General features: G+C 64.5%; 7 protein-coding genes. 6 read left to right on the top strand and 1 reads right to left on the bottom strand.

Going from position 1 to position 16,896, the window contains the following annotated elements:
- Positions 1–224: 224 nt before the first annotated feature.
- Positions 225–2,144 (top strand): BamA/TamA family outer membrane protein, encoded by a 1,920-nt coding sequence (locus tag ABD919_RS00035; RefSeq protein WP_345232618.1) that lies wholly within the window; start codon positions 225–227, stop codon positions 2,142–2,144.
- 3 nt (positions 2,145–2,147) lie between these two features.
- Here ABD919_RS00035 and ABD919_RS00030 read toward each other — a convergent pair whose 3' ends face one another.
- Positions 2,148–2,576 (bottom strand): energy transducer TonB, encoded by a 429-nt coding sequence (locus ABD919_RS00030; protein ID WP_345232616.1) that lies wholly within the window; start codon positions 2,574–2,576, stop codon positions 2,148–2,150.
- A 259-nt stretch (positions 2,577–2,835) separates the two neighbouring features.
- Between ABD919_RS00030 and ABD919_RS00025 the strand changes: the two genes are divergently transcribed.
- The 5 genes from ABD919_RS00025 to ABD919_RS00005 form a co-directional block, all read left to right on the top strand.
- Complete coding sequence (locus ABD919_RS00025; protein WP_345232614.1) at positions 2,836–3,675, top strand: CvfB family protein; 840 nt, start codon at positions 2,836–2,838, stop codon at positions 3,673–3,675.
- A 5-nt stretch (positions 3,676–3,680) separates the two neighbouring features.
- A complete protein-coding gene (locus ABD919_RS00020) occupies positions 3,681–4,073 on the top strand; it encodes a hypothetical protein (RefSeq protein WP_345232612.1) in 393 nt (130 codons plus the stop codon).
- A gap of 3 nt (positions 4,074–4,076) precedes the next feature.
- Positions 4,077–4,733: an NAD-dependent epimerase/dehydratase family protein gene (locus tag ABD919_RS00015; protein WP_345232610.1), complete on the top strand. Its 657-nt coding sequence runs from the start codon at positions 4,077–4,079 to the stop codon at positions 4,731–4,733.
- A 330-nt stretch (positions 4,734–5,063) separates the two neighbouring features.
- Entirely contained in the window at positions 5,064–6,065 is a 1,002-nt protein-coding gene (locus ABD919_RS00010; RefSeq protein ID WP_345232609.1) for a hypothetical protein, read from the top strand.
- A gap of 32 nt (positions 6,066–6,097) precedes the next feature.
- Positions 6,098–16,896 (top strand): FG-GAP-like repeat-containing protein (locus ABD919_RS00005; RefSeq protein ID WP_345232606.1); only part of this gene is annotated, 10,799 nt, incomplete at its 3' end.

Below are 16,896 nucleotides of genomic sequence, written 5' to 3'. Positions count from 1 at the left end.
GCCGCAAATGATGCGCTATCCAGTAAGCTAATTTTTTTGGAAATAGTTTCGAGTTAAATTGAAAACTGCGGGTTCAGCAGCCACTGCCTCGGCCAACGAGGTTGGCGCGAATGCCTTAGCCATGCCGGGCGACAGTAAACGTCTTCGCCAGGCCATGTCAGGCGCAGCTTTCACCCTCGGCCCTTCATTTCCGTACCTTGCGCGGGCCGCTGCCCTGGGTTAAAATGCTTGCTCGCTTCTCCTGTCTTCTGCTTCTGCTTGGCCTGCTGGTCTGGGCCCCGCACGCCTGGGCCCAGACTTTCGACCCACGCTCGGCCGTGCCGCCCGACTCGGTGAACACCGTGGCCGACGAGCTGGCCGCCCACAGCCGGCCCGACTCCCTGCGGCGGCGCTTCGACCAGGAGCGCATGCTGATTCGCCTCAAAGCGTACTCTGACCGCAAGACCTTGGCCGGCAAGGCCGTGTCGGCTATTTTCAACTTCTCGCGCCGCCAGGAAGAGCAGGCCGGCCTCGATGCCGTGCTGCTCGACCGGCAGTTTGACCGCCACAACTTTAAAGTGGTGCGCCGCGTGAACATCCGCACCCTCGATGCCTTTGGCTACAGCCTCAGCGACTCGCTGCGGCTGCCGCGCACGTTCTGGGAAAAGGCGGGCAATGCCCTGCACATCAAAACGGCCCGCTCCCGCATCCGGCAGGTGCTGCTGTTCCGGCCCGGGCAGGAGCTGCTGCCCCAGGCCCTGGCCGAGTCGGAGCGCCTGCTGCGGCAGACCCCGGAAATCCTCGATGCCCGCGTGCTGGTAAACGAAGTGAGCACCGGCCGCGACAGCGTGGATATTGAAGTGCTGACCACCGACGTGTTCAGCCTCACCGGTGGCATTGAGATAAGCACCGCCACAGCCGGCCTTATCACCGCCGGCGACGTCAACTTCCTCGGCCAGGGCCACCAGATTGATAATGCCTTCACCTATGGCCGCAGCCAGCCCCAGAGCTGGGCCTACGAAGGCAGCTACACGGCCCCCTTCCGCCATTTTTTCTACGGGCAGGCACGCTACCTCAACGAGTACCGCCAGGAGCGGGGCGGCGTCACGCTGCGGCGCGACTTCTACTCCCCCACCACGCGCTACGCCGGGGCCCTTTCTACCGACTTTTATGCCCAGCAGATTGCGATTGCACCACCTGCCCCGGGGGAGCCTTTCACCTTTGCGCCCCTGCGGTTTAACGTGCAGGATGCCTGGCTGGGCCGCGCCCTGCGCCTGCGCTCCTACGACCTGGGCTATGAGAACCCCGGCCGCGTAATCGTAGCGGCGCGCTTAAGACGTGCGGTATTTACGGCCCGCCCCAGCCCGGAATACACCAACAGCACCGGCGTGCTGGGCACTTTGGGCTATTCCGTACGCCGCTACTACAAAGACCGGTACTTGTTTGGCTTTGGCCGTACCGAAGACGTACCCACGGGCACCCTGATTAGCTTTACCGGGGGCTATGAGGTAAACGAAAACGTGCCCCGCCGCTACCTGGGCGGGCGTTTGGCCGCGGCCAGCTTCAGCCTGCGCCACGGCTACTTCTACGGGGGCGTGGAGCTGGGCTCCTTTCAGCGGCTCGATGCCTCCCGCCTCTGGGAGCAGGGCCTGCTGGGCACCGAAACCACGTACTTCACCCGCCTGTACCACAAAGGCAACTGGCAGTACCGCCACTTCCTGAGTACCCGGGCCACCGTTGGGCTGCGCCGCCGCCCGGGCGAGCTGCTGCAGGGCATTCAGGAAGACCGGGGCCTGCGCGGCTTCCTGCCGGCCCAGCCCATCCTGGCCACCAGCCGCTTCACACTCAACTACGAAACCACCCTCTTCACCCCGCTGTCGCTGCTGGGCTTCCGCCTGGCCGGCATTGCCTTTGCCGACGCGGCCTGGGTGAGCAGCCGCCCGGGAGGGGGCTCCCCGTTTTCGGGCGCTCCCTACACGGCATTTGGCCTGGGCTTGCGCCTGCGCAACGAGTTTACCGCCCTGCGCACCTTTCAGCTGCTGCTGGGCTACTACCCCAAAGGGCTGGACACACCCAATGGCACCCGGCTGTTTGAAACCTCCCGCGGCACCGTCACTTTCAACGACTTTGGGCTGGGTGCGCCGGGTACGGGCAACTACCAGTAAGCTTTATTGCGGCGAGAAGGCAATGGGAATGGTGCAGGCCACCCGCACGGGCTGGCCCCCCACCTTGCCCGGCACCCAGAGCGGCATGAGCCACACCGTGCGCAGCGCTTCCTCGTTGAGGCCGTGACCGGGCCCGCGTACTACGTGGGCATCCACGACTTTGCCTTTTTCATTGAGCACAAAGCTTACGTACACCGTGCCCGACACACGGCGCCGGAGGGCCGCCTCCGGGGCCCGCATGGTGCGCTGCAGAAAAGCAGCCAGTGCCGCCTGGCCGCCCACAAACTGGGGAGCTACTTCGGGGTTGGCGTAAATCGTGTCGGGTGTGGAAGCAGCGCGTGCAGCTACTGCTTCGTGCAGAGTATTTTCCGCCAGTGGCGAATGCAAGGCCGGAGCGGCCCAAATTCCTAATACCAGTAAAGAATGTAACATAACAAAGAAAAGAAGGAGAGCAGATGCTTAAAGTTAGTGCATAACTGACTAGTAAGCAAACAAAATTCACTTTTTAAGTCGGCCTTACACGTACTCAAAAGATTATTTTTCCATGAAATCTATTACAAACGACCGATGATTTCAACCCGAATACCCTGAGCCTGAATCCTCAGCGCTTCTTCCTTACTTCGATGGCCAACCGCTTGCCGCTACCAACGTACCTCCGACCTTTATAGCCCAATCTTACTCCTGCATCTCTATGGCTAGCCTCCTCCTCGGCGATTATAATGAGCTTGAAGTAGTCCGCGACACCAGCGTGGGCCTGTACCTCACCTCCGACGACGGCGACCTGCTGCTGCCCAACAAGTACGTGGAGCCCGGCACCCGCATCGGCGACGTTGTGCGCGTGTTTGTGTACCGCGACTCCGAGGACCGCCTCATTGCCACCACCCTGCGCCCCCTGGCCCTGGTCGACTCCTTTGCGGCCCTGACCGTACGCGACCACGGCCCGGCCGGCTCCTTCCTCGACTGGGGCCTGGAAAAAGACCTGCTGCTGCCCTACCGCAACCAGCGCCGCGACCTGCGCGTGGGCGAGCGGGTGCTGGTGTACGTGTACCTCGACGAGGAAAGCGACCGGCTGGTGGCCACGGCCAAGTGGAAGCCTTTCCTGAGCAAAAAGCCTTTCCCCGGCCAGCCCGGCGACGAAGTGCAGCTGCTGATAGCCGACGAGTCGGAGCTCGGCTACACCGTCATCGTGAACGGCAGCCACCAGGGCCTGCTCTACCACAACGAAGTGTTCCGCCCCCTGCGCCTGGGCGAGCAAATCACGGGCTTCCTGCGCACCGTGCGCGACGACGGCAAGCTTGACGTACGCCTGCAGCGCGAAGGCTACGGCGAAGTGGAAAATGCCACCGAAACCTTGCTCAAAGCCCTGAAAGCCGCGCCTGGGGGCCGCCTGCCCATCGGCGACAAAAGCCTGGCTGAGGACGTATACCGCCGCGTGGGCATGAGCAAAAAAGTGTTCAAAAAGGCCCTGGGTTCCCTGTTCAAGCAGGGCCTGGTGGTGCTGTACCCCGATGAAACCTTGCTGAAGCCGTAAGAAAAATGGAGCAGGAACCTTCGATGGACGACTTCTGGGGAATGGAGTTCGACTGGTTTGCCACTGATGCTACGGGCGACATTGGAATCTTCTGCTTCGGTGGTTATGGCTTTATCCCCAAAGAAGTCTTGCTCCATCATGAGACGCATTCAAAATATGCTAATCAGATACCACTGCCGCATTTCGGCAGCTTACTGGTATGGCATGATTATGCTGAATTTGGCTTCTACGTCTATGATTGGAACGAAGAGAAGAGGCTTTATACAAGGCTAGCCGAACCAGCTCAGCCACTGGACGTCCCTTTAAAAAAGAATATTCTCCAAATTGAACGTCTACCTAGTTTCACGTACAACTTTCAGGATAAACCTGCGGTAAGCATAGCAGAGTTAACACTATAATCCATGCGCAAAACCGCCTTACTTGCCGGGGCTACGGGCCTGATTGGCTCGCAGCTGCTGCCGCTGCTGCTGGAATCGGAGCGCTACTCCAAGGTGATTGTGGTGGGGCGGCGCTCGCTGCCCATGCTGCACCCCAAGCTGGTGCAGGTGGTAACGGAGCTGGACCAGCTGGAGAAAGTGCGGCTGCAGCTTATTGCCGACGACGTGTACTGCTGCCTGGGCACTACCATGAAGCAGGCCGGGTCCAAGGACGCCTTTTATAAGGTCGACTACCTGTACGTGGTGACGCTGGCCGCGCTGGCAGCCGGCAACTTCGCGGCCCAGTTTATGGTGGTATCCAGCCTGGGGGCCGATACGGACTCGGCCTTCTATTATAATAAGGTGAAGGGCGAGATGGAGGAAGCCGTGCGCAAGCTGCCCTTCCGGGCCATTCACATTTTCCAGCCTTCGCTGCTGCTGGGCGAGCGCACGGCCCCGCGCCTGGGCGAGCGCCTGGGGGCGGTGGTGCTGAAAGTACTGGCCCCCGTGCTGCTGGGGCCGCTGCGCACGTACCGGCCCATCGATGCGGGCACCGTGGCCCGGGCCATGCTGCGGGCCGCCGAAGACGACGGCGGCGGCATCCGGGTACATGAGTCGGCCGAAATGGCCAGCGCCAGGTAAGCTCCGCGCTTGCTGCTTAGGCGGGGACTGGTGGAATTAGCCGGCAGCTAAGCTCAGCTTTTACCCGGGACAGGGCCGGCAGCCAGGACTTTGTAGCCTTCTTCACGTCGTGGGGAAGGCTTTTTCTATGGGCGCATCCGTGCCAGCACGGAGCCGGATAAGCGAAAAATTTACGGGGCAGCGCGGATTGCGAGTCGCCGGGAAAAGGGGGCACTTTTACACTTGGGAAAGCATATGTTTTTGATTATGGTTTCTCTGCCCTGCAGCCATTCCAGGGGCCTTCTCCTAACGCTTCAATCATTTTTTTCAACATCAATCCCCTTTTTTCTCATGAAGAACCTTTCCACTCTCGCCCTCCTCACGCTGCTGCTGGCCGTGACCTCCCTTTCGGCTTCGGCCCGCATTCGCCGGGTAAATAATTCCGGTGTGGCGGCCGTGGCCAACATTCTGTACACCGACATCAACTCGGCCCATACGGCCGCGGTAGCCGGCGACACCCTGCAGATTGAGCCCTCGGGTGCCAGCTACGGCTCGTTTAACTGCACCAAGCGCCTGGTGATTCTGGGCCCAGGCTACTTCCTGGGCACCAGCCAGAACGCCGGCCTGCAGGCCAACCCGGCTACGGCTTCATTCTCGGACATGTATTTCAGCGCAGGCGCGGCCAACTCCGTGGTGGCCGGCCTCACCATCGGCACCTTTTATGTGCAGGAAAGCAACGTAACCATTCAGCGCTGCCAGATTACGGGCTACCTCTACCTGAATGTGAGCAACCTGCCCATCAGCAACATCAACATCCGGCAGAACTACATTGCCCAGATGGCCAACTACTACTCGGCGGCCACCAACAACCTGCTCATCACCAATAACATCATCACCAACTTCGTGACCTTCCCGGCCAGCTTCAACGGGGAGTTTGCCAACAACGTGGTGCTGAGCTACGTGTCGATGGATAACTTCAACGTGCGCAACAACTACTTCGGCAGCAGCTTCACCCCCGCCTCCAACATTCATTCCTATAATGTGACGGCCCAGGCGGCCGCTTCGCAGCCGGCCTTCACGGCCTCCAACAACAGCCAGACCGGCGTGAGCACCTCGGCCGCGTTTGCCCTCACCCCCGCGGCCCCGGGCCAGTTTGATGCCTGGTACATCCTGAAGTCGGGCACCAACCCGCTGCGCAACGCCGGCCAGAACGGCACCGACATCGGCGCTTTCGGCGGCAACACGCCCTACAAGCTCAGCGGCCTGCCCGCCATTCCGGCCATCTACCAATACACGCAGAGCGTGAACGGCAACACGCTGAATGTGAACATGAGCACCCGCTCGAACAACTAAGGTGCGGCTTTCTCACTTCATCCGTATTCCTTATGAGAAGGCTACAAGCACGACGGAGTAGTCTCCGTCAGACCAGGGCCTGGCCCGCCGCCGAGCGGGCCTTCCGCCTAGGCCTGCTCGGCTGCCTGCTGTCCCTGTTGCTGGGCTGGCAGCCGGCCCAGGCCCAGGCACCCTTCAGCGGCTACATCACCATGAGCGGCACCACCGACGGGCTCACCGTGCCCGGCACGGTTGCCCTGGACCTGGGCCCGGCCTTTACGCTGGAAGCCTGGGTAAAGCCCGACGCGTCCTACGGCTCGGGAACCACCGGCCTCCGCTGGATTTTCCACCGCTATGATGTCGGCAGCAACCAGTTTGCCTATGCCCTGGGCGTTCGGCCCAATGGCGCGCTGCGCCTGCAGACCTCCGATGGAACGACCACCTCTTTTCTCAACTTCAGCAGCACCAACATACCCACCGGCTCTTACTCCCACGTGGCCGCCACGCTCTCGGCCGGTGTGCTCACCGTGTATGTAAACGGCAGCGCCATCGGCAGCATAGCCGGGGTGACGCCCCAAAGCATGAGTTCGGGCAGCCTCTACATGGGCTTGTCGCCGGGCTCGGGCGGCATCTACAACGGCGAGCTGGACGAGCTGCGCGTGTGGAACGTGGCCCGCACCCCGGCCCAGATTCTAGCCAGCATGAACAGTGGCCTGGCCGGCAATGAAGCCGGACTAGTGGGGTACTGGAACATGAATCGCAGCGGCAGCGGCAGTGGCCTGAGCGTGGCAAACATGGCCACCGCCACCGGCGCGGCCCTGAACGCGACAACCGTGGGCACCATGACCACGCCCGTGTTTAACGGTGCGGCCAGCACGGTACCGGCTCTTACTGCCGTGAGCCCGGCCCGCAACGCGGCCAGCGCCAGCCGTTCCACCAGCATTGCCCTCACCTTCTCGGAGGCCATGAGCAACGCCTCGGCTTCGGCCACCGCCCTCAAGGTGTACGGCGGCTTCAGCGGGCTGCGCGGCGCCACCTACAGTGGGGGCGGCAGCAGCACCCTCACCGTTGCCCCCAGCGCCGGCTTCCGGGCGGGCGAGCGGGTAGACGTAACCGTGACGGCCGCCGCCACGAGCAGCGCCAGCAACACCCCGCTGGCGCGGGGGCAGGTAAGTCAGTTCGTGGCCGCCACCGGCGCGGGCACCGGCACCTTCAGCGGCAGCAATGCCTATAGCTCCCTGATTTCCGGCCCGACCTGCGTAACGCTGGGCGACCTCAACGGCGACGGCAACCTCGACGCGGCCCTGGCCAACTACAACGGCTCGACTACAGCCGTGTACTTCGGCAACGGCAGCGGAGCCTTTGCCAACCCCATCAGCGTGGGCAACACCCAGCCCCACAAGGTGACCATGGGCGACGTGGACGGCGACGGCGACCTGGACCTGGTGACCCCGAACTACGGGGCCGCCAACATCACGGTGCACCGCAACAACGGCAGCGGCGCGTTTACGACCCTGGCCGGCGTAGCCTGTGGCAGCGGCCCCACCGACGTAGCCCTGGGCGACCTCGACGGCGACGGCGACCTGGACGCGGCCGTATCCAACTACTTCGGCTCGACCGGCGCCGTACTTTTCAACGACGGCAGCGGCAACTTCAGCGGGCTGAGCACCTATGCGCTGGGTACCAGCGGCATCGGCGTAGTGCTGGGCGACCTCGACAACGACGGCGACCTGGACATGATTCAGGCCCGCTACTCCGGCAACAATGCCTACGTTTACCTGAACAGCGGCAGCGGCAGCTTCACCTACTCGTCGACCATCACCCTCTCGGGCTCGCCCTATTACCCGCAGGGCGGCGACCTCGACAACGACGGCAACTTCGATTACTGGGCGGCCATTAACGGGGGCACCGCGCACACCATTGCCTGGGGCAATGGCAGCGGCGGCTTCACCACCACCACCGTGACCACGCCCCAGACCAGCGGCACCACAGCCGCCGCCGGCGACGTAGATGGCGACGGCCGCCCCGACCTGGTGTTTTCCGGCGGCAGCAGCAGCTGCTACGTGCTGCGCAACCTGGGCAGCCGCAGCTTTGCCACTCCGGCCGCCATAAGCCTGCCGGGCGCGGCGGGCTTTGTGGCCCTGGGCGACCTCAACGGCGACAATGCCCTCGACTTTGTGGGCAGCTCCTACGGCAGCAGCGCGTTCTGGCCCCGCCTCAACACCAGCGTGGGCCCGCCCACCATCACGGCCTTCTCGCCCAGCAGCGGCACCCCGGGCACGGTGGTCACCCTGACGGGCACCAACCTCAGCGGGCTCACCAGCCTGACGTTTAACGGCACGGCCGCCAGCGGCTTCACCGCAAACGGGGCCGGCACCCAGGTGACGGTGGCTGTGCCGGCCGGTGCGACCACCGGCCCCATTGCCGTAACGAACAGCAGCGGCAGCGCCACCTCGGCCAGCAGCTTTACCGTGCTGCCCGCCCCCACCATCAGCGGCTTCTCGCCGGGCAGCGCGGCGGCGGGCAGCACCGTCACCATCACCGGCACCAACCTGACGGGCGTGACGGGCGTGCTGTTTGGCGGCGTATCGGCGGCGTCGTTCTCGGCCAGCTCGGGCACCACGCTGACGGCCGTGCCTTCGGCCGCCGGCGCCTCGGGCCCCATTACCCTGATTTACGGCAGCGGCAGCACGGTGAGCAGCACCGGCAGCTTCACGCTGCTGCTGCCCAACGTGATGCGGGTGGAATACTTCGTAGACACCGACCCGGGCCGGGGCAGCGCCACCAGCGTACCCCTGACGGCCGCGGCCGACGTGGCCAACCTCAGCTTCGGCGTGCCCCTGGCCAGCCTCTCCGCCGGCTTCCACCGCCTGGGGGCACGCTCCCGCGATGCCGCCGGCATGTGGAGCCTCACCACCAGCCAGACCTTCTACTACGAGCCCCTGGCCAACCAGGCGGCCAGCAACATCGTGCGGGCCGAGTACTTTATTGATACCGACCCCGGCTTTGGCGCGGGCACGAGCGTGCCGGTGCCTACGCCGGGTACCGACGTGGCCGGCCTGGTGTTTAACGTGGACCTGAGCAGCGTATCGGCCGGCTTCCACCGCCTGAGCACCCGCACCCGCGACGCCAACGGCAAGTGGAGCCTGACCACCAGCCGCAGCTTCTACTTCGAGCCGGCCCTGGCCCAGCCCACGCCCAACATCGTGCGCGCCGAGTACTTCCTCAACACCGACCCGGGCTTCGGACTGGGCGTCAACATTCCGCTGGGCACGCCCCTGACGGATGTGAACGGGGTGGCCTTTAACGTGGACCTGAGCAGCCTCCCGGCCGGCTTCCACCGCCTGAACGTGCGCAGCCGCGACGCCTACGGCCGCTGGAGCCTTACCAGCGGACGTAACTTCTACTTTGAGCCGGTAAGCCTGATAAATTCGGTGCCCAGCCTCACGCGCCTGGAGTACTTTATTGATACCGACCCGGGCTTCGGGCTGGGCACGGCGGTGGCCATTCCGGCCAGCAGCGGCTCGGACGCCGCCAACGTGGGCATTGTGGTGCCGCTGGGCAGCCTCAGCACGGGCTTTCACCGCATGAACATCCGCGGCCGCGATGCCAGCGGCAAGTGGGGCCTGACCACGGTGCGCTCCTTCTACTACGAGCCCCTGCCGGCCGCGGCCCCCAACATCGTGCGGGCCGAGTACTTCTTCGACAACGACCCCGGCTTTGGTCTGGGCACGCCCGTAGCCGTGAACCCCGCCGCACCCGACGTGGCCGGCCTGGGCATTGTGGCCGACGCCTCGGCCCTGGCCAACGGCCTGCACCGCTTCTCGCTGCGGGTGCGCGACGCCAGCGGCCGCTGGAGCCTGGTAACCAGCCGCACCTTCACCAAGAACGGCTGCGCCTCCTCGCCCAACTTCGCCGCCAGCCTGCCCGGCGCCAACTACAGCCAGGGCGGCAGCTGGGGCGGCGGCTCGGCCGAAAACGCGTTTAACAACCCGGCCGGCAGCGCCAGCAGCTTCCTGACCTACAGCACCGGCTACGCCCAGGTGGACTTCGGCAGCAGCGCGCTGCAAACCATCAGCGACGTGCAGCTGCGCATTGTGCCCCAGAGCGGCACCAACCTCACCCTGCAAATCCAGACTTCGGCCAACCTGAGCACCTGGACCACGGTGGACACCTACACGGCCCTGCTGACAGGCGGGCAGACCTATGACATTGCCCGCACCCTGCCCACGGTGGCCAGCAACGTGCGCGGCCTGCGCCTGCTGTTCGGCGCCTCGCCCAACGCGGGCCTGGTGGTGAGCGGGGCCGGGGCCTTCTACTTCAACTGCAGCGGCCCCACCATCGCCAGCTTCTCGCCCACGGGCGGGCCCGCCGGCACCACGGTGGTGATTACCGGCACCAACCTGAGCGGCGTAACGGGCGTGACATTTAACGGCACGCCGGTGGCAGCCGCCAGCATCACGGCCAACTCGGCCACCAGCGTGACGGTGGTAGCCCCGGCCGGTGGCAGCAGCGGGCAGATTTGCCTGACGGCCGCAGCCGGCTCCACCTGCTCGGCGCCCAGCTACAACTACCCGGCTACCATCGCCACGGGCACGGTGTCGCCCACCTCGTTCTGCAGCAGCACCTTTATCCAGGTGCCGTTTACGACCAACTTTGCCGGCTACGGCGCGGGCAACCAGTTTGGCTTCCAGCTTTCCGACGCCAACGGCGTGTTCTCGGCCGGCAGCCGCGTGTATGGCATCCTGAGCTACCAGAGCGGCAGCAACGGCGTGCTGACGGACTCCGTGGCCCTGCGTACCCCGGCCGGCTCCGGCTACCGGGTGCGCGTGGTGGCCACCAACCCGGCCACTGTCGGCAGCATCAACGGCCAGAACCTGACCATTCTGCCCACCCCGCTGGCGACGGCTTCGGCCGCGCCCGCCACGGTGGCATACAACGGCAGCATCAACCTGAGCGCCGGCCCCCTGGGCCAGAGCAGCTACCAGTGGTACGTGCGCTACCTGAACGGCAGCACGGCCTACGTGGGCAGCGGCCAGAGCCTGACGGTGAGCAACGCCCAGGTAAGCCAGAGCGGGCTTTACATGGTGTACGTGAGCAACGCCAGCGGCTGCCAGGACTCGGCCTCGGTGCGCGTAACGGTGCAGCCCTCGGCCCAGCCCATCCTGACCCTGAGCCAGTTTGGCGGCTCGCTCTGCGCCGGCACGCCGCTGAGCATCGGCTTCGCGGTGAACGGCAACAGCTTCGCCAGCGGCAACGTCATCACGGCCCAGCTTTCCGACGCCAGCGGCTCGTTTGTCTCGCCCACCAGCATTGGCTCGGTGAGCTTTGTGGGCCAGGGCAACGGCTACGTGAATGCCACCATTCCGGTGGGCACGCCCCAGGGCAGCGGCTACCGCATCCGCCTGCTGGGGTCTAACCCCAGCGTGGTGAGCAGCGGCGACAACGGTGCCAACCTGACCATCAACGCCCTGCCCGCGGCCGTGGCCGGCTCCAACTCGCCGGTGGCCTACGGCGGCACCCTGCAGCTGACGGCCCAGACCGTGCCCGGCGCGACTTACCAGTGGTATGGCCCCAACTTCTACTCTACCCAGCAGAACCCGACCATTGCCAACGCCACCATTGCGCAGAACGCCGGCACCTACCAGCTGGTAGTGACGCTAAACAACTGCCAGAGCAGCACCACCACCAACGTGACGGTGAGCCCCTCCAACGCGCCCATCCTCACCATGGCGCAGTTTGGCGGCGGCCCGCTGTGCGCCGGCTCGTCTACGCTCAACATCAGCTTCAACGTGACGGGCAACAGCTTTGCCAGCGGCAACACCATCACGGCCCAGCTCTCGGATGCCAGCGGCAGCTTCGGCGCGCCGGTGAGCATCGGCTCGGTCAGCTTTGTGGGCCAGGGCAACGGCGTGGTATCGGCTGCCATTCCGGCTGGTACGCCCACGGGCAGCGGCTACCGCATCCGCCTGATTGGGTCTAACCCCGGCGTGGCCAGCCAGACCGACAACGGCTCCAACATCGGCATCAACGCAGCTCCGGCGGCGGTGATTGTGGCCAACAACTCGCCGGTGGCCTACAACGGCACGGTGACGCTGACGGCCCAGGCCGTGAGCGGCGCAACCTACATGTGGAGCGTGCCCGGCGTGGGCAACGTGAGCACCGGCAGCTCGCCTACGCTGAACGTGAGCAACGCCCAGCCCGGCAACAGCGGCACCTACGGCCTGACGGTGGTAGCAGGCGGCTGCTCCAGCACCACCAGCGCCAGCGTGACGGTGCTGCCCGCCGGCCAGCCCATTGTGGCCATTGCCCAGTTTAGCGGCACCATCTGCGCCGGCTCCAGCCTGAACATCGGCTTCAACGTATCGGGCGCCAGCTTCACCGCCGGCACCACCCTCACGGCCCAGCTATCCAACGACACCGGCTCCTTCGCGGCGCCGGTCAGCATTGGCTCGACGACGTTTGGCGGGCAGGGCAACGGCAGCATTGCCGCCACCATTCCCGGCAGCACCATTCAGGGCGGCTTCTACCGCATTCGCCTGGTGGCCAGCGCCGCCGCTACGATGAACCCGGCCGACAACGGCGCCAACATCAGCATCAGCACCCAGCCGGCGGCTGTGGTGGCCGCCAACAACTCGCCGGTGACGGCGGGCAGCACCATCACGCTCACGGCCCAGGCCGTGGCCGGCGCGACCTACCAGTGGGTGTTCAACTCCACGCTGGTGGGCACCAACCCCACGCTGAGCATCAGTAACGCCCAGGCGGCCAACGCCGGCACCTACACGCTGATTGTAACCCTGGGCACGTGCCAGAACTCGACGACCACCAGCGTGACGGTGAACACGCCCAGCGCCTCGCTGGCCACCGGCTCGTTTGGCGGCTCGTTCTGCCCCGGCTCTTTCCTGAGCGTGCCCTTTACGGCCTCGGGCTTCAACGCCGGCAACGTCTTCACGGCCCAGCTTTCCAGCGCCAGCGGCTCGTTTGCTTCGCCGACCAATATCGGCACGCTGACGGCGACGGCCTCGGGCAGCATCAGCGCCCAGATTCCCCTGGGCACGGCGGCGGGCACGGGCTACCGCATCCGGGTGGTGGCCAGCAGCCCGGCCACCGTGGGCGCCGACAACGGCCAGAACCTGACCGTGGGCCCCATTTCCTACACCTGGACCGGCGGGGCCGGCAACACCGACTGGTTTAACGCCCAGAACTGGAGCTGCGGGCAGGTGCCCGGCAACACCAGCGTGGTCATTATCCCCAGCGGCCTGACCTTCTACCCCATCATTACCGGCGGCACGGCCACGGCCCTGCACCTGACGGTACAGAGCGGTGCCACCTTCACGGTGAACTCCAGCTTCAACCTCTACGGCAACGTGACGGTGAACGGCACCTGGGTGGCAGGAACCAGCTCTACCTGGAGCTTTGTGGGCACCGGCAACCAGTTTGTGTACGGCACCACGGCCTTCCAGGCCGGCAACATTATTATCGGCAATGGCTCGGTGCTGAATGCGGCCAACCTCATTCATCTGTATGGCAACTGGACGAATAATGGCAGCTTCCTGCACGGCGGCTCGGGCTACGGCGTGGTGTTCAACGGCACGGGCAGCCAGTGCGTGTGCGGCCCGAACGGCACCAGCTTCTACAACTTCACGGTGGTAAACGGCGCTACGGTGAACCTGGGCGTTAACACGGCCTTCAGCGGCAACGTGGTCGTGAACGGCACCTTCAGCGCCGCCACTTACGGCGTGGTGCTAAATGGCAGCGCGGCCCAGACCCTGGGCGGCAGCGGCACCAGCACCTTCTACCACGTCACCATCAACAACACGATGGGGGGCGTGACGCTGAACGACGACATCACCGTGCTGGGCAACTGGATAAACAACGGCGCCTTCGCCAGCGGCAGCTACTCGGTGCTTTTCGCCGGTAGCGTAGCCCAGATTATCGACGGCACCCAGGTGACCAACTTCTACAACGTGACCTTCAGCAACGCCATTTCGGTGACGCTGCACCAGAACATTCATGTGCTGGGCGGCTTCGTGAACACCGGCGTGTTCTACGGTTACTACACCGTGGGCGGCGTGACTACCGGCCACTGGGTGCGCTTCGGCGGCACGGTGGCCCAGGTGATTAACGCCAGCGCCACGACTTACTTCTACCACTTCTATGTAGACAACCTGGCCGGCGTGAGCCTGGCTAGCAACATCTATATCGCCGGCAACTACCACCTCTACAGCGGCTCGTTCAACCCCGGCACTTACACGGTGTTCTTCAACGGCCACGAAAACCTGGTGCAAACCGTGGGCGGCTACAGCAGCCTCACGTTCTACGGCTGGAACATTGTGGCCGGGGCCCAGGTGCGGCTGCTGCAAAACTGCGCCTGGCTAGGCTCCTTTGTGAACAGCGGCTCCTTCTACGGCTACAACCTGGTGGGCGGCGTGTACACGGGTTACACCTGCACCTTCGGGGGCAATGTGGCCCAGGTGCTGAGCGGCACGGGCCTGTACGAGTTCTGGCACATCACCATCTCGAACGTGGTGGCCGGCGGCGTAACGTTTAACGCACCGGTGTATGTGTGGGGTAACTGGCTCAACAACGGCGTGTTCTTCTGCGGCACCAGCACGGTGTACTTCAACGGCAGGGTGGCCCAAACCATTGGCGGCAGCACCGCCAGCACCACCTTCCACCATATCAGCATCGGCAACACGCTGGCCTCGGTTACTCTGGCGCAGCAGCTGATAGTGCTGGGCAACTGGCTGGGCAACGGGGTGTTCCTGGGCGGTACCTACTTGGTGCACTTCAACGGCACGGCGGCCCAAACCATCTTCTGCGGCTCGATTAACACGCGCTTCTACAGCGTGCAAATCAGCAACCCGGTGTCGGTAACCCTGCTGTCGGACGTCTACCTGAACGGCAACTGGACTCACCACGGCGGCTTCGTGGCCAACGGCTACACGGTGTTCTTCTCGGGCAGCAGCCTGCAGCTGATAACGGGCACGGCCAATACGCTGTTCCACCACCTCACCATCCTGCCGGCGGCTACGGTGCAGCCCACCCGCGCCATCACCCTGCTGGGTAACTGGACCTGCGGCGGCACTTACCTGCACAACAGCTTCAACGTGACCTTCGCTGGCAATGCCAACCAGGTTATTGGCGGCACGGTGATTACGCCCTTCTTCGGCGTCATCATCAACAGCGGCGCTATCGTTACGCTGGCTCAGGACGTGCGGATTCGCGGGGGCTGGACCAACAACGGCACCTTCAACCCGGCCACCTTCACGGTGTACTTCGACGGTTCCATTGCCCAGCTCATCGGCGGCCAGAACCCGACGACCTTCCACCACGTGCAGTTCCTCAACACGGCGAGCAACGTGACGCTGGGCACCCCGATTTTCGTGCGCGGCAACTGGTATAACGCCGGCCTGTTTGCGCACGCCGGCTACCTGGTTACCTTCAACGGCTCGGCCCTGCAAACCATCGGCGGCACGGTGCCGACGACCTTCCATGGCATCACCTGCAACAACGCGGTAGGCGTGGCCCTTGGCTACGACATCCGGGTACACGGCGACTTCCGCAACCTGGCGCTGTTCACGGCTGGGGGCCACGTAGTGACCTTCAACGGCGGCATTGCCCAGGGCATTTACTCCACGGGTACGCTCACGTTCCACGACGTGGTATTTGCCAACGGCCTGGGTGTGACGCTGCACAACGGCGTGTTCCTGACCGGCAACTGGACCAACAACGGCGGCTTCCTGCACAACGGGCAGCTGGTGACGTTCAACGGCACGGCCGGCACCCAGCTTATCACCGGCTCGGTGGCCAGCGTGTTCCACCACCTCACCATCGCTCTGAATGCCACGGTGCGCCAGAACCTCGCTATTACGCTGATGGGCAACTGGATTAACAACGGCAGCTTCCTGCACAACAACCTGCTGGTAAGCTTCCTGGGCACCGCCCTGCAAACCATCGGCGGCTCGATGCTGACCACGTTCTACGACGTGACCTTCAACAACCCGGTGAACGTGAGCCTGGCCCATGACATCGACATCGTGCGGCACTTCGTGAACCAGGGCGGCTTCTGCGGCTGCGGCTTCACCACCCGCTTCAATGGCACGGTGCCGCAGACCATTACCTGCAGCAGCGGCCGCACCAGCTTCCACCACCTCACTTTTGCCAACATGCAAGGGGTGACCATGCTGGATAACGTGGGCGTGACCGGCAACTGGGTGAACAACGGCGGCTTTATCGCCAACGGCTACCTGGTGCTGTTCAACGGCACGGCCGCCCAGACCATCGGCGGCTCGGTTCTCTCGGCCTTCCACCACATGACCATCACCAACACGGCCGGCACGGGCGTGAGCCTGCTGCAGAACGTGAGCGTGGCCGGCAACTGGGTGAACGCGGGCCACTACTGCGGCTGTGGCTTCACCACGCTCTTCAACGGCAGCGCGGCCCAAAGCCTGACCTGCTCGACGGGCCAGAGCAACTTCCACCACCTGACCCTGGCGAACACCAGCCCCGGCGGGGTGACGCTCACGGGCAACATCAACGTGGCGGGCAACTGGCTGGTGAGCGGGGCCTGGTTCCCGCAGACCTACACCGTGTTCTTCACCGGCACCGGCGCGCAGACCATCGGCCTCGGCGGCGGCATCACCCGCGCCAATTTCCACCACCTGACCATCGCCAACACCTCGACGGCCGGCGTGACGCTGGGCGCCAACACGCCCCTGTGGCTGACGGGCAACTTCGCCAACAACGGCACCTTTGGGTGCGGCCAGAACGGCGTGTGGGCCAACGGCACCACGCTGCAGACCTTCGGCGGCACGCGGCCCACCACGTTCTACGACTGGACCGTGCTGAA

Origin of the sequence: Hymenobacter saemangeumensis, from assembly GCF_039541835.1 — a bacterium.
GTDB classification, from domain to species: Bacteria; Bacteroidota; Bacteroidia; order Cytophagales; family Hymenobacteraceae; genus Hymenobacter; species Hymenobacter saemangeumensis.
This window is presented reverse-complemented; position numbering and strand designations above follow the sequence as displayed.

What these genes read in the sequence shown, in the direction of transcription:
- ABD919_RS00015 (WP_345232610.1), top strand. Translation starts at nt 4,077, where the DNA reads ATGCGCAAAACCGCCTTACTTGCCGGGGCTACGGGCCTGATTGGCTCG.
- ABD919_RS00035 (WP_345232618.1), top strand. Translation starts at nt 225, where the DNA reads ATGCTTGCTCGCTTCTCCTGTCTTCTGCTTCTGCTTGGCCTGCTGGTC.
- ABD919_RS00030 (WP_345232616.1), bottom strand. Translation starts at nt 2,576, where the DNA reads ATGTTACATTCTTTACTGGTATTAGGAATTTGGGCCGCTCCGGCCTTG.
- ABD919_RS00010 (WP_345232609.1), top strand. Translation starts at nt 5,064, where the DNA reads ATGAAGAACCTTTCCACTCTCGCCCTCCTCACGCTGCTGCTGGCCGTG.
- ABD919_RS00020 (WP_345232612.1), top strand. Translation starts at nt 3,681, where the DNA reads ATGGAGCAGGAACCTTCGATGGACGACTTCTGGGGAATGGAGTTCGAC.
- ABD919_RS00025 (WP_345232614.1), top strand. Translation starts at nt 2,836, where the DNA reads ATGGCTAGCCTCCTCCTCGGCGATTATAATGAGCTTGAAGTAGTCCGC.